Source organism: Vibrio splendidus, assembly GCF_001557875.1.
Classification (GTDB): domain Bacteria; phylum Pseudomonadota; class Gammaproteobacteria; order Enterobacterales; family Vibrionaceae; genus Vibrio; species Vibrio splendidus_F.
In genome coordinates, this window is sequence record NZ_LNRF01000009.1 from 1 (window position 1) to 23,245 (window position 23,245).

21 protein-coding genes and 4 tRNA genes are annotated in these 23,245 nt (G+C 45.7%); 13 read left to right on the forward strand and 12 right to left on the reverse strand.

Translation table 11 applies throughout. The annotated features are described in order from the left end of the window. Positions 1–24: 24 nt before the first annotated feature. The 5 genes from ATB74_RS17960 to orn all read right to left on the reverse strand — a co-directional run bounded on the left by ATB74_RS17960 (position 25) and on the right by orn (position 1,213). Positions 25–100: transfer RNA gene (locus ATB74_RS17960), tRNA-Gly, on the reverse strand. Between the two features lie 56 nt (positions 101–156). After that, positions 157–233, reverse strand: a tRNA-Met gene (locus tag ATB74_RS17965). A gap of 49 nt (positions 234–282) precedes the next feature. Continuing rightward, positions 283–358: transfer RNA gene (locus ATB74_RS17970), tRNA-Gly, on the reverse strand. A gap of 53 nt (positions 359–411) precedes the next feature. After that, positions 412–487 (reverse strand) — tRNA-Gly (locus tag ATB74_RS17975). A gap of 180 nt (positions 488–667) precedes the next feature. Continuing rightward, positions 668–1,213, reverse strand: a complete 546-nt coding sequence (orn, locus tag ATB74_RS17980; RefSeq protein WP_010434065.1) for an oligoribonuclease — start codon at positions 1,211–1,213, stop codon at positions 668–670. 150 nt (positions 1,214–1,363) lie between these two features. On the opposite strand from orn, the gene rsgA reads away from it, so the two are divergent. The 5 genes from rsgA (at position 1,364) to ATB74_RS18010 (ending at position 8,397) form a co-directional block, all read left to right on the forward strand. Continuing rightward, entirely contained in the window at positions 1,364–2,419 is a 1,056-nt protein-coding gene (rsgA, locus tag ATB74_RS17985; RefSeq protein ID WP_048663217.1) for a small ribosomal subunit biogenesis GTPase RsgA, read from the forward strand. Positions 2,420–2,544: 125 nt separating this feature from the next. After that, positions 2,545–3,456 carry an archaetidylserine decarboxylase gene (gene asd / locus ATB74_RS17990; RefSeq protein ID WP_061019336.1) on the forward strand — a complete coding sequence of 304 codons (912 nt, stop codon included), beginning with the start codon at positions 2,545–2,547 and terminating at the stop codon, positions 3,454–3,456. A 321-nt stretch (positions 3,457–3,777) separates the two neighbouring features. Beyond that, positions 3,778–5,193 carry an SLC13 family permease gene (locus ATB74_RS18000; RefSeq protein WP_060983125.1) on the forward strand — a complete coding sequence of 472 codons (1,416 nt, stop codon included), beginning with the start codon at positions 3,778–3,780 and terminating at the stop codon, positions 5,191–5,193. Between the two features lie 283 nt (positions 5,194–5,476). Continuing rightward, entirely contained in the window at positions 5,477–7,357 is a 1,881-nt protein-coding gene (locus tag ATB74_RS18005) for a methyl-accepting chemotaxis protein (RefSeq protein ID WP_061019338.1), read from the forward strand. 152 nt (positions 7,358–7,509) lie between these two features. Then, on the forward strand, positions 7,510–8,397 hold the full coding sequence (locus ATB74_RS18010) for a DMT family transporter (RefSeq protein ID WP_016799445.1): 888 nt from the start codon (positions 7,510–7,512) through the stop codon (positions 8,395–8,397). Positions 8,398–8,435: 38 nt separating this feature from the next. On the opposite strand, the gene epmA is transcribed toward ATB74_RS18010, so the two are convergent. Next, positions 8,436–9,407 (reverse strand): elongation factor P--(R)-beta-lysine ligase, encoded by a 972-nt coding sequence (gene epmA / locus ATB74_RS18015; protein ID WP_061019339.1) that lies wholly within the window; start codon positions 9,405–9,407, stop codon positions 8,436–8,438. 446 nt (positions 9,408–9,853) lie between these two features. Between epmA and frdA the strand changes: the two genes are divergently transcribed. From frdA to ATB74_RS18040, 5 genes are all read left to right on the forward strand, one after another. Beyond that, a complete protein-coding gene (frdA, locus tag ATB74_RS18020; RefSeq protein WP_017108666.1) occupies positions 9,854–11,677 on the forward strand; it encodes a fumarate reductase (quinol) flavoprotein subunit in 1,824 nt (607 codons plus the stop codon). Continuing rightward, positions 11,677–12,441 carry a succinate dehydrogenase/fumarate reductase iron-sulfur subunit gene (locus ATB74_RS18025; RefSeq protein ID WP_009847917.1) on the forward strand — a complete coding sequence of 255 codons (765 nt, stop codon included), beginning with the start codon at positions 11,677–11,679 and terminating at the stop codon, positions 12,439–12,441. The genes frdA and ATB74_RS18025 overlap by 1 nt, the downstream gene beginning before the upstream one ends. Position 12,442: 1 nt before the next feature. Continuing rightward, positions 12,443–12,826, forward strand: a complete 384-nt coding sequence (gene frdC, locus ATB74_RS18030; RefSeq protein WP_061019340.1) for a fumarate reductase subunit FrdC — start codon at positions 12,443–12,445, stop codon at positions 12,824–12,826. Between the two features lie 11 nt (positions 12,827–12,837). Next, the gene (frdD, locus tag ATB74_RS18035) at positions 12,838–13,215 is read left to right on the forward strand and encodes a fumarate reductase subunit FrdD (RefSeq protein ID WP_009847918.1); all 378 of its coding nucleotides are present in this window, start codon (positions 12,838–12,840) and stop codon (positions 13,213–13,215) included. Between the two features lie 418 nt (positions 13,216–13,633). Then, positions 13,634–14,635, forward strand: a complete 1,002-nt coding sequence (locus tag ATB74_RS18040) for a hypothetical protein (protein ID WP_061019341.1) — start codon at positions 13,634–13,636, stop codon at positions 14,633–14,635. Between the two features lie 100 nt (positions 14,636–14,735). Here ATB74_RS18040 and efp read toward each other — a convergent pair whose 3' ends face one another. Continuing rightward, entirely contained in the window at positions 14,736–15,302 is a 567-nt protein-coding gene (gene efp, locus ATB74_RS18045) for an elongation factor P (protein WP_048661402.1), read from the reverse strand. Positions 15,303–15,335: 33 nt separating this feature from the next. Between efp and epmB the strand changes: the two genes are divergently transcribed. The 3 genes from epmB (at position 15,336) to ATB74_RS18060 (ending at position 17,511) form a co-directional block, all read left to right on the forward strand. Beyond that, positions 15,336–16,358 (forward strand): EF-P beta-lysylation protein EpmB, encoded by a 1,023-nt coding sequence (gene epmB / locus ATB74_RS18050; protein WP_061019342.1) that lies wholly within the window; start codon positions 15,336–15,338, stop codon positions 16,356–16,358. A 13-nt stretch (positions 16,359–16,371) separates the two neighbouring features. Continuing rightward, positions 16,372–16,917, forward strand: coding sequence for a prepilin-type N-terminal cleavage/methylation domain-containing protein (locus tag ATB74_RS18055; protein ID WP_061019343.1), 546 nt, complete (start codon positions 16,372–16,374; stop codon positions 16,915–16,917). Between the two features lie 105 nt (positions 16,918–17,022). Further along, positions 17,023–17,511, forward strand: coding sequence for an MgtC/SapB family protein (locus tag ATB74_RS18060; protein ID WP_048607785.1), 489 nt, complete (start codon positions 17,023–17,025; stop codon positions 17,509–17,511). A 108-nt stretch (positions 17,512–17,619) separates the two neighbouring features. Here the strand turns inward: ATB74_RS18060 and ATB74_RS18065 are convergent, their stop codons facing one another. From ATB74_RS18065 to ATB74_RS18085, 5 genes are all read right to left on the reverse strand, one after another. Next, on the reverse strand, positions 17,620–19,098 hold the full coding sequence (locus ATB74_RS18065) for a sensor domain-containing diguanylate cyclase (RefSeq protein ID WP_061019344.1): 1,479 nt from the start codon (positions 19,096–19,098) through the stop codon (positions 17,620–17,622). 194 nt (positions 19,099–19,292) lie between these two features. Beyond that, entirely contained in the window at positions 19,293–19,850 is a 558-nt protein-coding gene (locus tag ATB74_RS18070) for a VC2662 family protein (protein ID WP_017068001.1), read from the reverse strand. A 204-nt stretch (positions 19,851–20,054) separates the two neighbouring features. Further along, the gene (locus ATB74_RS18075; protein WP_060983135.1) at positions 20,055–20,396 is read right to left on the reverse strand and encodes a four helix bundle protein; all 342 of its coding nucleotides are present in this window, start codon (positions 20,394–20,396) and stop codon (positions 20,055–20,057) included. Positions 20,397–20,721: 325 nt separating this feature from the next. Beyond that, positions 20,722–22,368, reverse strand: a complete 1,647-nt coding sequence (gene groL, locus ATB74_RS18080; protein WP_061019345.1) for a chaperonin GroEL — start codon at positions 22,366–22,368, stop codon at positions 20,722–20,724. Positions 22,369–22,419: 51 nt separating this feature from the next. Next, positions 22,420–22,710, reverse strand: coding sequence for a co-chaperone GroES (locus ATB74_RS18085; RefSeq protein WP_017061289.1), 291 nt, complete (start codon positions 22,708–22,710; stop codon positions 22,420–22,422). Positions 22,711–23,245 lie beyond the last annotated feature (535 nt).

Here is a 23,245-nt window from a genome sequence, read left to right on the forward strand (position 1 = left end):
AATCTTGCCTTTAAAAGGCTAATTTGGAGCGATACATCGGGTTCGAACCGATGACCTCAACCTTGGCAAGGTTGCGCTCTACCAACTGAGCTAGTATCGCATTAGTTAATCGCTGCTCTTACTGCCTTGGGCAACAGATAGCGCCTAACTGTAATGTGGTTGCGGGAGCCGGATTTGAACCGACGACCTTCGGGTTATGAGCCCGACGAGCTACCAAACTGCTCCATCCCGCGTCCGAATGCATTGTTTAAGTCAATGAATCTTGCCTTTAAAAGGCTAATTTGGAGCGATACATCGGGTTCGAACCGATGACCTCAACCTTGGCAAGGTTGCGCTCTACCAACTGAGCTAGTATCGCATTATAAAAGGTCTTTCACCTTTCGATTACCGCTTTCGCCGTAACCTACAAATTGGAGCGATACATCGGGTTCGAACCGATGACCTCAACCTTGGCAAGGTTGCGCTCTACCAACTGAGCTAGTATCGCAAACTGAAAACGTCTTTCGCCGTTCAGGGCTGCGAATTATAAGAGCATTTTTTTGTGATGCAAGTCCTTAATGCAAAATTACGAAACTTTTTACTCAACTGCTGTAAAAGCACACAGATTTGCAAAAAAAACGACTCTTATGTCCCTGAAAAGTTAGATAAACGTGATCATTTCATCCGACTAGATGTTAATAATCGTTTTTCGGTAGTACTGCAGCTCAGCGATGGACTCTCGAATATCGTCTAACGCAAGGTGACTTCCCGACTTAGAAAAACCATCTAGCACCTCAGGTTTCCAACGGCGAGTCAGCTCCTTCAAAGTGCTTACGTCAACATAGCGGTAGTGAAAGTACTCTTCCAACTCTGGCATATGCTTGTATAAGAAACGACGGTCTTGGCCAATGCTATTACCACAAATAGGTGACTTACCTTTTGGCACCCATTTTTCAAGAAATTCAATCGTTTGTTGAATGGCATCTTGCTCTGAAACCGTGCTTTCTTGAATTCGCTTCACTAGGCCGCTGCCGGTGTGAGTCGTTGTGCACCACTCATCCATCTTGTCCAATTCACTCTGAGGTTGGTGAATAGCCAAAACAGGTCCTTCAGCCAGGATGTTAAGCTCACTATCAGTAACGATAGTCGCAATTTCAATGATTTTATGAGTTTCAGGATCAAGTCCTGTCATCTCTAGATCAACCCAAATAAGGTTCTGATCGCTAAAGGACATAAGGCGCTGCCTATTTGTTTATGTGTAAAAGAGGTACTATACCCAAATAACTATACTCAAACTAGCTTTAGGACCATCGAAATCACGTGGTACCAGCAACATCCTGTTTGAGTTCCCAATCATCAAGTTAGATGTGTTAAGTGAAAAATTGTGGCTAAAAAAAAGAAGTTAACCAAAGGTCAAGTACGTCGTGTACGTAGCAACCAGAACAAGCGACTCAAGAAAGAAGATTCTATCCAGTGGGATGAAAACATGCTTGGTGGAACCAAAAGCGGACTCGTGATTACGCGCTTTGGCCAACATGCTGATATCGAAGATCTTGAAACGAACGAAGTTCATCGTTGTAACTTACGCCGTAGTATTGAGACTTTAGTTTCTGGTGACCGAGTGACTTGGCGAGCAGGCTTAGAATCCATGGCCGGCATTTCTGGCGTTGTGGAAGCGGTTGAACCGAGAACTTCAATGCTGACTCGCCCTGATTACTACGATGGCCTAAAGCCGGTTGCTGCGAACGTTGACCAAATGGTTATCGTATCGGCTGTGCTACCAGAGCTATCACTTAATATTATCGACCGCTACCTAATTGCTTCAGAAACAGTGAACATCGCGCCGCTTGTTGTGCTGAACAAGGTCGATCTGCTGACTGATGAGCAGATTGCTGAATACCGTGAAACACTGAAAGAGTACGAGAAGATCGGCTACAAAGTGATGTTCGTGAGTAAAGAGTCTGGCTACGGCATCAAAGAGCTGGAAGCTGAACTTAAAGACCGTATCAACATCTTTGTTGGTCAATCAGGTGTGGGTAAATCAAGCCTAGTGAATGCATTGATGCCAACGCTAGACATTGAAGAAGGCGAAGTCTCTGAGAACTCTGGCCTTGGCCAGCATACCACCACGGCAGCTCGTTTATACCACTTCCCTTCTGGGGGTGATCTGATTGATTCACCAGGAGTTCGTGAATTCGGCCTATGGCACTTAGAAGCCGATGAAATCACTGAAGCCTTCATCGAGTTCAAGCCTTACCTAGGCGGTTGTAAATTCCGCGACTGTAAACACAACGATGACCCTGGTTGCATCCTGCGTGAAGCAGTAGAAAACGGCAAGATCAGTCGATTACGTTTCGACAACTACCACCGCATCATTGAAAGCATGGCGAGTAACAAAGATAACCGTCAGTATTCACGCAACAAAAAAGCCGATCTCTAATCGCGTTTTTGTGAACAAATGTGTGCATTTACTGACAATTGGCGCGAATTTAAGTAACATCTCGCGCCCTAAACCGTCATCAACAGATTTAATTGAAACACAATTAGCATTGGAAAATTAATACAATGGATAAGATTAAAGTTGGATTGCAGTACTGGATTCCACAACATGGACTGACTCGCCTAGTCGGCAAACTTGCGTCTGCTAAAGCGGGCGGCTTAACGACAGCGATCATCAACTGGTTCATCAAGCAATACAAAGTGAACATGGATGAAGCTCTGCATAGCGATCCAAAACACTTTAAAACATTCAATGAATTCTTCGTGCGTGAATTGAAAGATGGCATGCGCCCTATCGCTGAAGGTGAGTCTGTTATTGTTCACCCTGCCGATGCACGTGTAAGCCAATTTGGCCCAATTACTGACGGTCAACTGATTCAAGCTAAAGGCCATGACTACTCAGCTCGCGAGCTATTGGGTGGTGATCCAGCGCTAGCAGATGAGTTTAAAGACGGCGAATTCGCAACACTTTACCTATCTCCAAGTGATTACCACCGCGTGCATATGCCATGCGACGGCACACTACGCCAGATGATCTACGTTCCCGGTGATCTTTTCTCAGTTAACCCGTTAACGGCAGAGAACGTTCCCAACCTATTCGCACGTAATGAACGTGTCGTTTGTATCTTCGATACGGAATTTGGCCCAATGGCACAGGTGTTGGTTGGCGCAACGATCGTAGGCAGCATCGAGCAAGTATGGGCTGGCACCATCACGCCACCGCGCGGTAACTCGGTTTACAAATGGGATTACCCAGCACAAGGCAATAACGCCATCATCTTGAAGAAAGGCGAAGAGATGGGCCGCTTTAAGCTTGGTTCAACCGTTATCAACCTGTTCGCTAAAGATGCAATCAAGTTTGACGACACGATGCAAAATGGTGAGAAAACTGTTCTTGGTACCCCTTTCGCGCACATTGCTGGTAAAGAAGTTGAGACTGAAGCTGTTGATTCAAAAGAGAACACTGACCAAGCTTAACGATTTGAGTTAACTCATTTAGTTTTAAAGGCGCGTTACTTTTTCTATATCAGAGAAGAACGCGCCTTTTTCTTAACTCTACCAATTCGTTTGCTAGTCAAGCTCTAACAACCCAAGCTTTCAATCCTCAATCTTCAACCCCTGCCCAGCCAGCTGTTGCTTCTCACTCTTGCCTCTAATTGCTCAGAAAAAAGATTGACCAAAAACAAAACAACTGTCGAAACCTTAAACAACTTTTCGATTTTACAACCCGTCTCCAAGTACCAAAAATCCAGATAACTTACTCTATTTGAAGATATTTTATTCATAGGGTCTTTGTACATGCCTAAACTCAATGTTGGCGTTCTGGTCAAGCTGTTGATTTGTTTTGCGATTCCCTTAGGTGTGTTATTCATGCCGATAGATTCAATACCAATCGATGATCTCACGCTGATTCAACACCGCTTGTTGGCGATATTCTTGTTGGCAGCTCTACTGTGGGTACTTGAACCTGTTCCGGTATTCGCCACTTCCATTTTGATCATTGCACTTGAGCTGGTAATGATTTCTGATAAAGGCTTACACCTGTTTAGAAATCCACCAGCAGGACACGATCTCGGTGAGTTAATCAAATATACCGACATATTCGGTGCATTTTCGTCACCGATCATCATCCTATTCATGGGTGGTTTCGCACTTGCGATCTCGGCATCTAAATACGAACTCGATAACAACTTAGCTCGAGTGCTGCTCAAGCCATTTGGCACAGAGCCGCGCTTCATCATGCTGGGTTTAATGCTGATCACCGCCGTGTTCTCAATGTTCATGTCAAATACCGCAACGACGGTAATGATGCTGGCGCTACTCGGCCCTATCGTAGCCTCTGCACCAAGAGGCGACATGGGGATCAAAGCGCTCGTGTTGTGCATTCCCATTGCTGCCAACACCGGTGGTATCGCGACACCAATCGGTACACCGCCCAATGCCATCGCATTACAATACCTAACGGGTGAAAACACCATCGACTTCCTCAGCTGGATGATGATGGGCTTACCCTTTGTGATCATCCAACTCACCATTGCTTGGTTCCTTCTTCAGAAAATCTTTCCTTCCAAGCAGAAAAACATGGTACTCAAGCTCGATGGACAATTCAGAAAGAGCTGGCGAGCGATTGTGGTTTACATCACCTTCGCTGCGACCATCTTATTGTGGATGACCACCAAACTGCATGGCATGAACACTTATGTAGTGTCTATCATTCCACTGGCTGTCTTTACTCTCACTGGCATCATGGGTAAAGAAGAGCTCAAGCTGATTAACTGGGATGTATTGTGGCTGGTTGCGGGTGGTATCGCGATTGGTATCGGCCTTGATAAAACAGGCTTAGCCGCTGCACTCGCACACGCGATTGACTATGAATCACTCTCGCCTGCTGCTGTGGTACTGACGTTATCTATCGTGTGTTGGCTAATGGCGAACTTTATGTCAAACACCGCAACAGCTAACTTGCTGATGCCAATAGCCGCTGCGATTGGTGCATCTATGGAAAGCCTAGTTGCGATTGGTGGCCTGCAAGGCTTGCTGGTTGTGGTCGCCTTCTCAGCATCACTTGGTATGATTTTACCCGTATCGACACCACCAAACTCACTGGCTTACTCGACCGGACTTATCGAAAGCAAAGACATGGCGAAGATGGGCATCATCTTAGGAGTTGTCGGCTTGTCAATGGTCTACCTCGCGCTGTTTATCATCACCTAGCGCGTTAACTTATTATCACCTAGCACGTTAGCTTTTCACTACAACCCACCAGATAGCAATCGTGATTTCGCTATCTGGTGGGTTTATTCGATTTTGATCGATAGATAATTGTGATTCTACTTCACGGTTTATTAAAAATAACGATGATTCATTTTAGATTTTTGATTTTAAACACGTTTAATACTACCGAGACAGCGGCAATATACACGCATCAGAGACACATTAATTCACCATCAAGTACGTCACTGTAGTTAGGTTTTTGTCTAATAGAGAGGAATGGACCTTGAGACATACTATTAAATTTAAAATTCAGATCGCTATTGCGGTCATTATTGCCGTCGTGAGTGGCGCTCAAGCTTGGATATCGGTTAATCAACTGACTCAAGAGACTGAAGTCGCGATCAACCAAGAAATGAAAAATGTCAGTGTCGGCACTACCAATTATATTGCCGATTGGCTCTCTACTCGCAGCGATATGATGCTTGCTAACGAGCCGACTATTTCAAGCAATAGTAATTCTGACCGCGAGTTATTGATCACCAAACAAGCTGGGCAATTCTTGTCTGTTTATGCGGGATTCAGCGATGGCACTATCGCGTATGGCGATAAAGGTGAAGATTGGCCAGCAGGCTATGACCCACGCACCCGCCCTTGGTATAAAGATGCTAACGCAACATCAGACCTCGTCATTACTGAACCTTATCAAGACTTTGACGGCAGCATTGTCATCAGCTTTGCGAAAGCATTCAACGGTGAAAGACAAGGTGTCCTCGCAGCAGACTTAACCGTCACCAGCATTATTGATACGGTTCTTAATGTAAAACTGGATAACGATGGCTTTGCGTTTTTAGTGGATGGTAACAACAACATCGTTGCCTACACGGATGAAGAGCTAAGTCAGAAACCACTGACCAGTTTGAACCCAGGACTCACTGCAAACAAAGTGTCGCAATTGATCCAAGACCAAACGATCACCACGCTAACTTGGCCAGGCCAAGGGGATAAACTGGTCTACATTGCCAATGTCCCGAATACTGATTGGTCACTGGGTATTGTTATCGATAAAGAAATGGCGTTTTCTGCCGTATCTGACGCGATTCAGTTCATCGCTCTTACTTCTTTGATTTTGTACATCGTCATTTCGATTGCGAGCACAATGGTGATCAACCGCCTACTTTCTCCATTACAAACCTTGTCTGAAGCCTTAACGCAGCTCGCTCAAGGCAGAGGCGATCTCACTCAGCGCATTGATATCACACGTATGGATGAGATTGGTAAACTTGCCGAGCTTGTGAACCAGTTCTTAAGCCAGATGCAAAGCATGTTGAAGGGCGTGATAGAACACAGCCACGATCTCAACAATCATGCAGAGAAAGCCAATCAACTGGCTACCCAATCTTCGATTAGCGTTGAGAATCAACAAAACGATATCAACCAAATTGCGACCGCGATTCATGAGATGTCCGCCACCGCAGCCGAAGTGGCTAGCCACGCCGAATTAACGGCATCCGCTTCTCAAGCATCCGCTACCGCTTGTAACGAAGGCCAAGAGGTAATCCAACAAAACCGCGATGCGATTACTGGCCTTGCGACTCAAGTTGAAGATGCCGCCAATGTGATTCGTGAATTAGAGAGCAATGCTCAAAGCATCAACCAGATCCTCTCCACCATTCAAGGCATTGCCGAACAGACCAACCTGTTGGCATTGAATGCGGCGATTGAAGCCGCTCGAGCGGGTGAACAAGGTCGTGGGTTTGCGGTTGTGGCCGATGAAGTGCGCGTGTTAAGTCAGAGAACGCATGGCTCGACCGAAGAAATCCGCGTGATGATTGATACGCTGCAGAAGAATACCGAACATGCCGTTGAAAGCATGACCACCAGCACTCAGTTAGCAGAGAACAGTGTTGGCTTCGCTGAGCAAGCTCATGGCAGCCTAACTAAGATCACTCAGGCCATCACTGAAATCAACGATATGGCGCTGCAAATAGCCAGTGCTGCAGAAGAGCAACGCGCGGTCAGCGAAGATATCAGCCGTAATACGCAAGGAATCAAAGACGCCTCAGACGATTTGGCACAGCAAGCTGAAAGCAGTCGTAGTAGCTCTAATGAAATGAGCAGCGCTGCTGAGTCGATGCGCCAAGACGTGGAGCGCTTTAAGGTATAAAGCCTCGCTAGTCAGACAAGCGAAACGGATAACCGGAACAAAACAGTAACTGAGGAGCAAGGCGGTGCTTTTATTAAGAATCACTTTGTTCTCAGTTCGGTTTGATGCATATTGATGAGCTAATTTATCCCAGACACAAGGATGTTATTCAGATGGGATTCGAATGGTTAGCTCTTGCTGCCGCTTTTCTTTGGGCGATTGCGAGCCTAATGTCAGTGAAGCCTGCTCAACACTTAGGTTCTTTCGCCTATAGTCGCTGGCGAATGGGTTGTACCGCGATCATCTTATCAAGCATGGCTTGGTTTACCGGTGGTTGGTCAAGTGTGGAAGCCGATCTGGTGACACCTATGATGCTGTCAGGCCTAATTGGTATCTTCATTGGTGATACCGCCCTATTTGCGTGTTTGAACCGTATGGGGCCGCGCCAAGCTGGACTGCTGTTCTCTTGTCACGCCGTGTTCTCGGCCATTCTCGGTTACTTCCTGTTTAGCGAAAGCATGACTTCGGTAGAGCTGATTGGCTCGGCATTGGTGTTTAGTGGCGTGTTAACCGCAATATTCTTTGGTCGTCGAGGACAAGCGAACAACCAACTTGAAACCATTAAGGGCACTGTGTGGATTGGCGTTGCGCTAGGAATCACAGCGGCGATTTGCCAAGCATTAGGTGGAATTATTGCTAAACCCGTGATGCAAACCAGCATTGACCCAATTGCAGCCTCTGCCATTCGAATGATCACCGCCTTTGTGGCTCACTCACTGTTTCGCTTAACAGGCGCCAAACTTTCACGCGCACTTAATCCAATGAATAAGCAGATATTCGCAATTACTGCAGTTAATGGTTTTCTAGCGATGGCTGTAGGAATGACGCTGATCTTGTATGCGTTACAGGAAGGCAATGTCGGCATGGTCGCGCTGTTATCTTCAACCACGCCAATCATGTTGTTACCAATACTCTGGCTTTACACCAAGCAGAGACCAAATGCCTACGCTTGGATCGGTGCCATTGTTGCCGTAGTGGGTACCGGTATTCTGGTCAGCTAGTGCAGCGGATTAACTCTCAGTAAAACAAAAGCAAAATACTAAGAACGCGGGAAAGGAAAAGCCGTAACGTCATCAATATGGTCATAACCTAACGCCAGCATGATCAGACGGTCGATACCTAAAGCAACACCCGCACAGTCTGGCAAGCCCGCCTTTAATGCCTCAATCAAGTGATGATCAATCGGTTGAGGTGATAATCCCATCTCAATACGCTTGGCATTATCATCTTCAAAACGCTGCAGTTGTTCTTGTGGTTTATCTAACTCATGAAAGCCGTTAGCTAGCTCGATACCTTTGAAATACACCTCAAAGCGATCGGCAACTCGTGAATCGTTTGGATTAATCTTAGCTAACGCCGCTTGTGAAGCCGGGAAGTCATACACAAAGGCAGGAACGTCTTGGCCTATTTTCGCTTCAACACCAATACTAAACAGCAGTTGCAATAAGGTATCGCGGTCTTGTTCCGGGTCAGCTATGTCGCTGAGCCCTAGTTTCGCAGCAGCTTGCTTTAGCGTATCCATCGAATCTTCCAGTGGACACACACCAAGCACATCAACAAAGGCTTGTTGGTAAGTCATTCGCTCCGCGATACCTGATTTAAGTACCTGCTGTAACAGCAGATCCATTTCATCCATCAGGTCATGATGATCAAAGCCAACGCGATACCATTCCAACATAGTGAACTCAGGGTTGTGGTAACGACCGTTTTCTTCATTACGAAAAGACTTACAAATTTGGTAGATACAGCCACTGCCTGCCGCTAACAGCCGTTTCATATGAAACTCAGGACTCGTCATAAAGAACAGTGGCTGGCCGTGCGCATAACCCGGTCCTACGAATTCAGTTTTGAACGTATGCAAATGCACATCCGTCACCGTGGCATGACTCATGGCTGGTGTATCCACTTCCAACACGTTTCGCTCTGTAAAGAACTGGCGAATTTGATTAAGGATATCAGCACGTTGCTTTAACTGCTTAATGGTTGCGGCTGGTTGCCATGTGGAGTGCATTATCAAGTTCCATATCACTGAATTCTAGGCGACGAAAATTACCACCTTTCGTCTCTTTTGTAAGCATCTATCTGTCTATTGATGAAAGCAAAATGTTGTTTTAATGAAGCCAGAAAATTACGTTCTACAATACAATTATCAATACAGCCTCCGCATCAACATTGATAACGAAAATCATACTCAACAAGCCGTTAACACCAGTCCTGTGGGTTAATCGTTATCAACAATTGATTGCCGTGATTGCAGTCACATAACCTATAAATTCTATGCCTCCATATGCATTACTGGAGCAAAAACCTAAATACATCAATTTTTGAAACGCCCTCCTCTCTTACACTGAACCTACCACTTAAGGCTTAGGGGTGATGATCGGTTGATGCCGTTTACTGCTCTCTAACTTTTTATAATAACAAGCGGAATACTCCGCATCACACTGGAGAATAACTGTGAAGACAATTACCACAGATATCGCAGTCATCGGCGCAGGCGGCGCTGGTCTTCGTACAGCTATCGCTGCGGCTGAAGCTAATCCTGAATTGGAAGTAGCACTGATTTCTAAAGTTTACCCAATGCGTTCGCACACGGTAGCGGCAGAAGGCGGTTCAGCAGCAGTAATTAAAGACGAAGATAGCCTAGATAACCACTTCAACGATACTGTTGGCGGTGGCGACTGGCTATGTGAACAGGATGTTGTTGAATACTTTGTTGAAAACTCGACTCGCGAAATGATCCAAATGGAACAATGGGGCTGCCCATGGAGTCGTAAAGAAAACGGTGAAGTAAACGTACGCCGATTCGGCGGTATGAAGGTAGAAAGAACGTGGTTCGCAGCGGATAAAACCGGCTTCCACATGCTTCATACTCTGTTCCAGACTTCGATGAAGTACGACACAATCAAACGATTTGATGAGTACTTTGTGGTGGATTTGATCGTTGAAGATGGCGAAGTACAAGGCCTAATCGCGATTCATATGTCTGAAGGTGAGCTTGTTACGATTAAAGCGAAATCTGTTGTTCTAGCAACGGGTGGCGCAGGTCGTGTTTACCACTGTAATACCAACGGCGGCATCGTAACTGGCGACGGTATGGCAATGGCTTATCGCCACGGTGTGCCACTGCGTGACATGGAGTTCGTTCAATACCACCCAACAGGCCTACCGGGCACTGGCATCTTGATGACCGAAGGTTGTCGTGGTGAAGGCGGTATCATCGTCAACAAGAACGGCTACCGTTACCTTCAAGATTACGGCATGGGCCCTGAAACTCCAGTGGGCGAGCCGAAAAACAAATACATGGAACTGGGTCCTCGTGACAAAGTTTCTCAAGCATTCTGGCACGAGCAGCAGAAAGGCAACACCATCAAGCACCCACTTGGTGATGTCGTACACCTTGACCTTCGCCACCTGGGTGAAGAGTACCTGCAAGAGCGTCTTCCGTTCATCTGTGAGCTTGCAAAAGCGTACGTAAACGTAGACCCAGCAAAAGAGCCAATCCCAATTCGCCCTACCGTTCACTACACCATGGGTGGTATTGAAACTAACGGTACGTGTGAAACTCGCATTAAAGGCCTATTCGCCGTTGGTGAATGTGCTTCAGTTGGCCTACACGGTGCAAACCGCCTAGGCTCTAACTCTCTGGCTGAGTTCGTCGTATTTGGCCGCGTAGCCGGTGAGCAAGCCGTGAAACGTGCAGCTGAATTCAAAGGCTGGAACGAAGACGCTATCGCTAAGCAAATCAAAGCGGTTGAAGATCGCATCGCAGGCATCTTGGCTCAAGAAGGCGATGAGAACTGGGCTGACATCCGTACTGAAATGGGTCACACCATGGAAGCGGGTTGTGGTATCTACCGTCAAGAAGACTTGATGCAAGAAACCATCAACAAAATCACTGAACTGAAAGCTCGCTACAAGAAGATCAGCATTAAAGACAAAGGCAAAGTGTTCAACACTGACCTACTTTACGCTATCGAAGTGGGTTACGGCCTTGAAGTTGCAGAAGCGATGGTTCACTCAGCGATCCTTCGTAAAGAATCTCGCGGTGCACACCAACGTCTAGACGACAACTGCACAGAACGTGATGACGTGAACTTCCTGAAACATTCTCTATCTTTCTACAACGAAGATGCAGCACCAACCATCGACTACAGCGGCGTTAAGATTACTAAATCTCAACCTAAAGCTCGTCTATACGGTGAAGCAGCAGAGAAAGCCGCTGCCGCTGAAAAAGCAGCAGAAGAGAATGCGAAGAAGAGCGAAGAGGAGCAAGCATAATGTCAGCGAATCGAATCCAAAAAATTGAAATCCTGCGTTATGACCCTGAGCACGATGCAGAACCTCACTTTCAAACCTTTGAAGTTCCATTTGATGAAACCATGTCAGTACTTGATGCGATCGGTTACATCAAAGACAACCTAGATAAAGACCTGTCTTACCGTTGGTCTTGTCGTATGGCGATTTGTGGTTCTTGCGGCATCATGGTTGATGGCGTGCCAAAACTGGCATGTAAGAGCTTCTTACGTGATTACCCGAATGGCTTCAAGATTGAGCCTTTGGCTAACTTCCCAATCGAGAAAGATTTGATTGTCGACATGACGCCGTTCATCGAACGCCTTGAAGCAATCAAACCTTACATCATCGGCAACGACCGTAAGCCAGAAGACGGCACTAACATCCAAACTCCAGAGCAAATGGCGAAGTACAAACAGTTCGCTGGCTGCATCAACTGTGGTTTGTGTTACGCAGCGTGTCCTCAGTTTGGTCTAAACCCTGAGTTCATTGGCCCTGCGGCACTTGCTCTTGCTCACCGCTACAACCTAGATAGCCGTGACAATGGTAAAGCTGAACGTATGAAGCTTATCAATGGCGACAACGGCGCTTGGGGCTGTACGTTTGTAGGTTACTGTTCTGACGTATGTCCGAAGAAAGTAGACCCAGCAGCGGCAGTAAACCAAGGCAAAGTTGAGTCTTCAATGGACTTCGTTATTTCGATGTTCAAGCCAGACGGATCGCAAGTAAAAACAGCAGAGGAGGCATAATATGAGCAATCGTAAGCCTTATGTTCGTGAGATGAAGAGAACGTGGTGGAGCAACCATCCGTTCTACCGCTTCTACATGCTACGTGAAGCGACTGTACTGCCTTTGATTCTATTCACTCTGTTCCTAACCTTTGGTTTGGGTGCACTAGTGAAAGGTCCTGAAGCTTGGGCTGGTTGGTTGAGCTTTATGGCTAACCCTATCGTTGTTGGTATCAACATCGTGGCACTGCTAGGCAGCTTGCTGCACGCTCAGACCTTCTTCAGCATGATGCCTCAAGTAATGCCAATCCGCCTTAAAGGCAAATTGGTAGATAAAAGAATCATCGTACTGACCCAGTGGGCAGCGGTGGCATTTATTTCTTTAATCGTTCTGATGGTGGTGTAAGGAGCTTCGTTATGAACACAAATTACAATGTTAACCACAATCCGAAACGCTCTGATGAACCAATCTGGTGGGGCCTATTCGGCGCTGGCGGTACTTGGTTCGCAATGATCACACCAATTACGATCCTAGTGCTGGGTATCTTAGTGCCAATGGGCATTATCGATGCGGATGCAATGAGCTACGAACGAGTCTCTGAGTTTGCCACCAGTATTATCGGTGCGCTATTCATCATCGGTACGCTAGCACTGCCAATGTGGCACGCAATGCACCGTCTTCACCACGGCATGCACGACCTTAAGTTCCACGTCGGCGTTGCAGGTAAAGTGGGTTGCTACTTCGTTGCAGGCCTAATCAGCGCACTGTCTGTTATTTTCATCTTTATGATCTAAAAGCAGATTCGGGATTCGAGTAATCGAGATGCGAAAAGCTTAAGAGCAGAAAAGCGAAAGCAGAGCTAGGTTATCCAGCTCTGCTTTTTTGTTGTTTGTTGAATATCTTATCTCTCTGACTCGGCTCTGATCTTCCTGCTTTTCGTATCCCGCATCCCGCTTACTCTCATCTGCCTTTCCCGCTCTTCGTATCTCGAATCCCGTTTACGCGCATCTGCCTTTCCCGCTCTTCGTATCTCGAATCCCGTTTACTCGCATCTCCCCTTCCCGCTCTTCGTATCTCGCATCTCGTTTACGCGCATCTGCCCTTACAAAGGCTTACGCCGACTTACATCCCTTCATTTCACTAAATGATACTGTTGCCACCGATAACAAAAACAAATCATTAACCACAAGCACAATCCACTTAGTGAATATTATGAAATCTATTTTTTTAACATTACTGGCACTAACACTTGCCGGTTGTAATAGCTCATCTGGAAGTAAATCTTCTACTTCCACTTCGCCGACACCTGCTACACCAAGCTCTTTAGTCACGGTTTATTCATCTATTGAAAATTGCTCAACAGCTGCAGATGTCCCTAATTGTGCATTTGAAAAAGGTATCTATGTACTAAAAGCAGACTCATCGATTACTGATGAGCAGCACCAACGTGTAGTGACCCAAGCAAAAAACTTTACTATCTGGGCGAGTGAAGATGTTCAAAAGCAGTTGAACAAAAAGACTCTAATTATTGGGATCATGGCTAATGAACCTGACGGCTCTACTGCAGCAGACCAATTTATTATCACGCTAAGCCAAGCGAAACAAATCGTTGATGGTGTGGAATTGGTATACACCGCAATTGAAGGAAAAGATGAAACTAAAAAAGCAACGACATACCAAAAACTGATGCAGCTTTTTGATTACTACGTCGATGATAACCAAAACAATGTATTGGGTTCTGAACTAAGTGACTCTTACGACGCTTTCAAAGTCGTGCTACTCCTTCAAGATGGCCTCGCATCAACGGCAGGTATGGAATCACTCCGTTTTAACGAGTGTAATTACGGTAATGGTCAACTAAGTACCCACCGTGCTCTTGGAACACCTAATCCATGTACCGATGATGGAAGAACTACCGATGACGACGGTAATGACATTTCTAATGGCACTGTTGACCCTATACATGAAGATACCAATGCAAATTTAAATCCTGGCTCATTACTGGGCCTGATGTATGAGTACAGAGTTTCGCCAACGCTGAGTGAAGGTGGCGGCGAGTTGATCGGTTCAGCAGGGACTAAGTTCAAAGTCGCTGGAGAAGTTGCTTCTGGTGATTTAGACAGCGATCCTGCTTCTGTATTTATCTCTTGGGCAAACCCTGCATTTATGCCTTTGAATGACTACTTAAATAAATACTTTTTTGCTAACAAATAGCTTACTAAGCTATATCTGATAAGCAGATACAAAAAAGGTCGCTCATGAGCGACCTTTTTCATTGTACTGAGCCATCCAAAACAAGATGGGCACAATCAAATTACTTCACACGACCAACGTATTCGCCAGTACGAGTATCAACTTTAACAACTTCACCGATTGCGATGAATAGAGGTACGCGAACTACCGCGCCTGTTGCTAGAGTTGCAGGCTTACCGCCAGTACCTTGTGTGTCGCCTTTAAGGCCAGGATCGGTTTCTGTTACTGCGATCTCAACAAAGTTTGGTGGAGTTACTGTGATAGGGTTATCATTCCACAACGTTAGAGTACAAACGTCATTTTCAACTAACCATTTTGCAGAGTCAGCAACTGCTTTTACGTCTGCTGCGATTTGCTCAAATGTTTCGTTGTTCATGAAGTGGTAGAATTCGCCATCGTTGTATAGGTAGCCTAGTTCAACGTCAACAACATCTGCAAGCTCAAAGCTTTCGCCTGATTTGAATGTTTTCTCTAACACTTTGCCTGACAGCAGTTTACGAAGTTTTACACGGTTAAACGCTTGGCCTTTACCTGGCTTAACGTATTCATTGTCGATAATTGAGCAAGGCTCGTTATCTAACATGAATTTTAAACCGCCTTTGAATTCATTGGTGCTTACTGACGCCATGATTTTCTCTTCCACATCTTTGAGTTAATTTCAATGCCGCATATCATAACCCGAAAAGTCGAATCTGTTGAGCAAAACTGGCTCAAACAACTATCGAATGCGATCTCTGACCCGACAAAACTGCTTGAGGCATTGGAAATAGACCCAACACCGTGGCAAGCAGGCTTCGCTGCTCGTGAGTTATTTTCGCTTCGGGTTCCTCTTAGCTTTGTCGACCGAATGGAAAAAGGCAACCCGCACGACCCTTTGTTACGACAAGTTTTACCGCTAAGCGAAGAGTTTGAAGTGCACCAAGGCTATTCCGCTGATCCCTTAGAAGAGCAAGAGAACGCTATCCCGGGCTTACTGCACAAATATAAAAATCGAGCACTGATGATTGTGAAAGGTGGCTGTGCGATTAACTGCCGCTATTGCTTCCGTCGTCACTTCCCTTATCAAGATAACAAGGGCTCGAAGTCTGTTTGGCAAACCAGCCTAGACTATGTTGCTGCTCACCCAGAGATCAACGAAGTCATCTTGTCGGGTGGCGACCCACTGATGGCAAAAGACAGCGAACTAGAGTGGCTAATTCATGCTATCGAACAAATTCCACATGTGAAAACAGTTCGAATTCATAGCCGATTACCGGTTGTGATTCCCGCTCGAGTAACGGATGAACTGTGCCAATTGTTAGCTCAAACTCATCTCAATGTGGTGATGGTGAGCCATATTAACCATGCCAATGAAATCAACTTAGAGCTCAAACAAGCTTTCTATAAATTAAAACAAAGTGGTGTGACTCTTCTCAACCAAGGCGTGATGCTTAAAGGTGTGAACAACTGCGCTAACTCATTGAAAGATTTAAGCGAAAAGCTATTCGACGCCGGGATTTTGCCTTACTATATGCATGTACTTGATAAGGTTCAGGGCGCCGCTCATTTCTATATTTCAGATGAAGAAGCGAAACATCACTTTAAAGGATTAATCTCTGAGGTTTCAGGCTACCTAGTACCGAAGTTAACCCGTGAGATTGGCGGACGCAGCAGCAAAACACCACTCGACCTACACATTGAATAGAGAAGTTGTATCAATGAAACGCAATGCCTCAGTTGCTCCACCAGCAATCACGTCCCGACAAGCGCTTAAGTTCAGTTCGAAAGGCTTCACTATCATCGAGCTAGTCGTAGTGATCGTGATTCTAGGTATTGTGTCAGTCACTGCAGCTTCTAAGTTCCTTAACCTTCAAACCGATGCTCGCATCTCGACGCTTAATGGCCTGAAAGGCGGAATGGAGGGCGCAAGTGCTATGCTTTATGGTAAGACATCAGCACTAGGCTTAGATAAGGCTGTCAGCGCATCGATTAACGTTGAAGGCGACGATATATTGGTGGCTTACGGTTATCCTGCGGCGATGAATGATCAAGCTTGGGCACACCTTATCGAATCCACTTTCTTAGATGCGGTTTGGGATACAGGTAGAGCTGACTGGTTCTTTACCAACACAGACGCGAATGATGGCATTATTCTTTATGCACCTTCGAGCCGAAAAAAGCAGGCTGATAACTGCTATCTTGAATATCAAGAAGCGACTGAGACCACGACACCGGTCTTCACCTTAACAACAGACGGCTGCTAGACTTTACGTCATCTTTATCAATCGTTAAGGCAAAAAGTTTTTGTTCGATCGTCCGGTCTATTATTAGCATACTCGGCTCTATTCTAAATTTTTAGGAGGGGTGATATGACACAATTTATAGAACAAACTCTCAACCTTGCCCCCTTTAGCTGGGCAGGTCTTGCAGTATGTATGCTGTGTGGTTCGTTAATCGGCATCGAGCGACAAACGCGCGGTAAACCGGTAGGGATCAGGACATCGATTCTGATCATCAGCGGTACCTATTTCTTCCTGACGATGGCGATTAGCCTTTCCCCTAACACGCTCGATCAAGCTCGTGTACTTGGCCAAATCATTACTGGGGTGGGTTTCCTTGGCGCTGGGGTAATGATGACACTGGATGGAAAGATTCATGGTGTCACTTCAGCCGCGATTATCTGGGTACTCGCTGCATTAGGTATGATGATCGCACTTGGTCACCTTTCCCAATCGGTCATTATCACGCTAATGGCGCTAGTGATTCTGCTTGGTGTCGATAAAGTGGAAAACAGCTTCCAAAGCCTGCGTCGTGGCGTTCATCAGAAGTGGATGAGAAAAGGTCGCGTGAAAAAGTAATCCTAATCTTAGGTGCAATATCTTAGAGACAATTGCTTAGACACAATTCCTTAGAGACAAAAAAGAAGCCTAGTCAAACGACTAGGCTTTGAGCTTGTACGAAAGCGCTTAATACACCTGAATACACACCTGATTCTTACCAGCAGCCTTGGCCTTATAGAGCTGCTCATCAGACGAACGAATACTCTGGTTTTTCCATAAGTGCCCAACACTGTCGAACTTATACAGGGAGTAGAGCGTCGCGCCACCAGATACTGAGACACTAATCTTGTCACCCGTAGGGCATCGATAACTCTGTAGGCTAATGTCGTTTTGAATTCGCTCAAAGATCGACGAAAGCAACTCTGATGATTCACCCGTAATCGCAACAACAAACTCTTCACCACCAAATCGAGCCACGATATCTTGCTGTCTAACGCTGTTCAGCATCAACTGAGCAACATGACAAATCACCTCGTCCCCCACTTTATGGCCATATTGATCATTAACGACTTTGAAATCATCGATATCAAACACACCAACACCAATAATCGGCTCTTCATCCTGAGCCAGTAATCGAGCTTCAAAACCACGTCGATTCAGCAAGCCAGTTAATGGGTCGCGCATTGCGAGGTCATTTAAACGCTGGTGTTCTTGTCTTGTATAGAAGCGCCATAACCATAAAACCGAGAGCAGATACAAAACCAACAGTATCGAAAGCTGAATCTTCTCCATCTCCAATACATGCAGAAAGTGCTCGCTCTTATCTTCTTCAATACTCAGATATAGCTGGGTGTTAATGTCATCAACATACAGAGGCTTGGAATAGGTAAAATCCATAAACCCGTATTTGTTTGCGCCTCGCGTACTAGTGACTTTATAACCATGGGTAGGATTCGAAACTAGGTTAGAGACATAGCCATCGACACCCAATACTCCTTTGAATTCGCCATTAACGTAGATTCCTTTGGTTAAGGTCACCACTTTCTGACCTGTCAGGTAGTCATCATATTGGCCGGTATACACTACTTGGTCTTGGCCTTGAGCTAAGCCAAAACGAATCGTGTTCACCCAATAAGGCCTGCTATTCACAACCGAATCAAAGGTGTCACCCTTGATGTAACTGGCAAAGTCAGAAGGCGAAGATATGATGAACTTCTCTTTTGAAATGAAGTAAATCGCAGAGATGGTATCAATGGTATTGGCAAAATAAGCCATGGTCGGCGCGATGAACAAGCGCTTACCCGCTTCGGCATAAAGGTCCGATTTCGGGTTGCACATCTCGCGAGGGCCAGAGAACATAAAATCAAAACGAGGGGCATGTTGCTCCTCACTGGTGAAGTAGCACGTCTCACCTTCGATCTGTTTGTCATGCGAGAATACGTAAGTGTCACCATGCAGTGGGTAGAGCGCAGTGATGTTGTACTCAAGCGCATTTATGACCTGTGTGAGCTCCGTTAAAGAGCGTGTCACGCCTTGGTTTTCGATTCCATACTGTTTATCTGATTCTTCCGCTGAATCAACGAGCAACAAGCTCAAAACTACTAAAAAACTGGCGGTCAGGCCTAAGAAAGCCTTCTTAAAATCGATAGTATGGGGGTTAATCAAAGCATATAAATCATCGTTGGGAATTTAGCGAACATTGTACTTATAAATAAGTTGACTGCAACAACAAATATAAAACAACATGCTTATCTTATTCAGCAGGAGAGAGTTTGAATCTGGATAAGAAAATACAGAGTAGAAATAACGCCTAAGTAAGAAGCACTTAGGCGTTACGAATCACAATATTGAACTAAGCCTTACTTAGCAAAATTCACGATCGGGAAGCACGGGAAGAAACCGTTATCAGCACAGTTGATCAGGCCAACTTGTACACCTTCGATTTTGTTGGTTTTGTTGAAGATACCAACCTGAACCGTAGACACTTCTGAAAGGTTCGCTGCACCAACATCAACCATAGTGTTACCTTCTGAGTAGTTAACGAAACTCACGTTCGCACCTTTTACATCATTGGTAATATTCACTGCACCAAGGTTAACACCCGTTGTTTTACCTGTATTCCAGTTAAAGAAGCCAAGTGAAGCACCGGTCATTTCTTGGTTCACTTTTGATGCACCGAAGATACCCAGGTTTACACCTGTTGTTGTTTGCGTCTCAGACATACCAACAACCGCGAGATCGACACCTTTAAGGTCGTTTACTTGTCCGTGAAGCAGAGCTAAACGTACACCGCCAACCGCATCTGAATCAGGTGCGTTGAAGCCGTTAATCGTTGAAAACATAACTGGCGATGAAGCAAATGCCGCAGGTGCCATTACTGCTGCCGACACAGCAAGTACTGAAAGTAGTTTTTTCATTGGGGGAGTCTCCACTGACTTATTGTTGACTTGATTAATCCATTTTCAATCAAGTATTTATTATCCTTTATTCAACAGCTATCCATGTTAAATCAATGTCATAACTGTACTGTTGAATATAAGCCGCTAAATCATAAAGAGCAATGGTTAAGAGCAGATGCGGGATTCGAGTGACGAGATGCGAAGAGCAAAGAGCAAAGAAGTCTACTGTTCTAGTGATTTGATTAAGGCTCCAAGCATTCGTGAGATTTGAAGTGCTTCAGATTGCCATTGCTCCCCTGCCTCATTGGAAATGAATCCAACTTCAGAGCCTATGTCTGCTTGAGTTGCAAACTCACCGATGGAGCCCTTTGCGATTGCAAAGAAGTGTTTACGCTCTTTAAGAGACTTTCTCTCACAGCCTTCAGCGATATTGCTAGGTACAGATAAAGCACTGCGAGTAATCTGATCTTTGAAGCCATAATCACGACAATAGCCTACCTCCCGGTAAACAAAGATCGACAACAGACGACTGCGCTGCCAAACATCAAGTTTTCTATAAAGCACAATTTCTACCTAAAGACCGAAAACCTAATCATCTCAAAAGTACCCCATTGAAAAGAACCGAAAAAGAACCAAAGTTCAGGACTTCTATCCTTTCATCTTTTCTAATCTCATACCTACTCTAAATTCTTTTCGTAACCCGATAACCCAAATCTGCCTTTCAAGCTCTTCGCATCCCGTTTACCCGAATCCCGTATCTGCCTTCAAGCTCTTCGCATCCCGATTACTCGAATCTCGTATCTGCTCTTTAAAAAACAAAAACGGAGACCAAGGTCTCCGCTTTTAAAGCTTATGTATAGCTTTCTCTGTTACGAGAAAGGGGGGATGATTACATCATACCGCCCATGCCACCCATACCGCCCATGCCACCCATATCAGGCATAGCAGCAGACGCATCTTGAGGTTTGTCTGTGATCATCGCTTCTGTCGTGATCATAAGACCAGCAACTGATGCTGCGAACTGTAGTGCGCTGCGAGTCACCTTAGTTGGATCCAGGATACCCATCGCAATCATGTCGCCGTATTCGCCAGTAGCCGCGTTATAACCGTAGTTACCTTCGCCAGCACGAACGTTGTTAGCAACCACTGATTCTTCATCACCTGCGTTCTTAGTGATTTGACGAATCGGTGCTTCCATTGCACGTAGTGCAACACGGATACCTACGTTTTGCTCTTCGTTGTCGCCTTCAAGGCCAGCAACTTTAGATGCCGCGCGGATAAGTGCAACACCACCACCAGCAACCACACCTTCTTCAACAGCAGCGCGAGTTGCGTGAAGTGCATCTTCAACGCGGTCTTTCTTCTCTTTCATCTCAACTTCAGTCGCAGCGCCAACCTTAATTACTGCAACACCGCCAGCTAGTTTCGCTACGCGCTCTTGAAGTTTCTCTTTGTCGTAGTCAGACGTCGCATCTTCGATTTGTTGACGGATTTGAGAAACACGACCTTGGATCATTGTCTCTTCACCCGCACCATCGATGATGGTTGAGTTTTCTTTAGTGATAGTAATACGCTTAGCTTGACCTAGGTCTTCTAGCGTTACTTTCTCAAGGTCTAGACCGATCTCTTCAGAGATAACCGTACCGCCCGTTAGGATAGCGATATCTTGAAGCATTGCTTTACGACGGTCACCGAAACCAGGGGCTTTAACCGCCGCCACTTTCACGATGCCGCGCATGTTGTTCACAACTAGAGTCGCTAGCGCTTCGCCTTCTACATCTTCAGCGATGATAAGAAGTGGACGAGATGCCTTAGCAACCGCTTCTAGAGTCGGAAGAAGTTCACGGATGTTTGAAACTTTCTTGTCGATAAGAAGGATGAATGGGCTTTCTAGATCAACAGAACCTGCTTCTTGGTTGTTGATGAAGTAAGGAGATAGGTAACCGCGGTCGAACTGCATACCTTCAACTACGTCTAGCTCGTCTTGCAGAGCCTGACCTTCTTCAACTGTGATAACGCCATCACGACCTACTTTTTCCATCGCTTCAGCAATGATGTTACCTACTGTCGCGTCAGAGTTCGCAGAGATAGTACCTACTTGCGCGATAGCTTTGGTATCTGCACATGGAACAGAAAGGCCTTTTAGCTCTTCAACTGCTGCGATAACCGCTTTGTCGATGCCACGCTTAAGATCCATTGGGTTCATGCCAGCAGCAACGGCTTTTAGGCCTTCAGTGATGATTGCTTGAGCAAGAACGGTTGCTGTCGTTGTACCGTCGCCCGCCGCGTCATTCGCTTGCGAAGCCACTTCTTTAACCATTTGTGCGCCCATGTTTTGGAACTTGTCTTCAAGTTCGATTTCACGTGCAACAGAAACACCATCTTTAGTGATCGTTGGTGCGCCAAATGATTTGTCTAGAACAACGTTACGGCCTTTAGGACCTAGCGTTACTTTTACCGCGTCAGCCAGAACGTTTACACCTTCTAGCATTTTAATACGTGCGTCGTTACCAAATTTAACGTCTTTAGCAGCCATCTTTATTTCCTTTAAATTCTTTATTCAGTCAGTTCAGGTTTATGGGTCGGATTACTCAACGATCGCCATGATGTCGTTTTCAGACATGATCAGAACTTCTTTGCCGTCGATTTTTTCAGACTTAGTGCCGTAGCCTTCAGCGAAGATAACAGTGTCGCCAACTTTAACGTCCAATGGTTGTACTGAACCGTTTTCTAGAATGCGGCCTTTGCCAACAGCTAGAATTGTACCGCGAGTTGATTTTTCAGCGGCAGAACCAGTTAGAACGATGCCACCAGCAGATTTAGATTCAACTTCTTGGCGCTCAACGATAACTCGGTCGTGTAGAGGACGGATATTCATCGGTCAGATCTCCTGATAATTTCCATTTAATTTGATAGTTGCCACGATTGGCATGGGGTTAAAGAGTATGTTGGGGCGATGTGGAAGAACCCAAGGGGGAAAAGAAAAAATTGTGATCTAAGGGGCAGATACGGGATGCGAGTGAACGAGTAACGAAGAACTTAAGAGCAGTTGCGGGATGCAAGTGAACGAGTAGCGAAGAGCTTAAGAGCAGTTGCGGGATGCGAGTGAACGAGTAGCGAAGAACTTAAGAGCAGTTGCGGGATGCGAGTGAACGAGTAGCGAAGAACTTAAGAGCAGTTGCGGGATGCGAGTGAACGAGTAGCGAAGAACTTAAGAGCAGTTGCGGGATGCGAGTGAACGAGTAGCGAAGAGAGGAAGACAAGAGAATCGCCTTCTTTTGTTTTTGCCTTTCATATCTCGAATCCCGTTCCCCCTACCTAACTCTTTGTATCAGCTCTTCAAGCTCTTCGTACCTGCTCTTCCCGCTCTTCGTATCCCGATTACTCGCATCTCGCATCTGCTTTTAAAACTC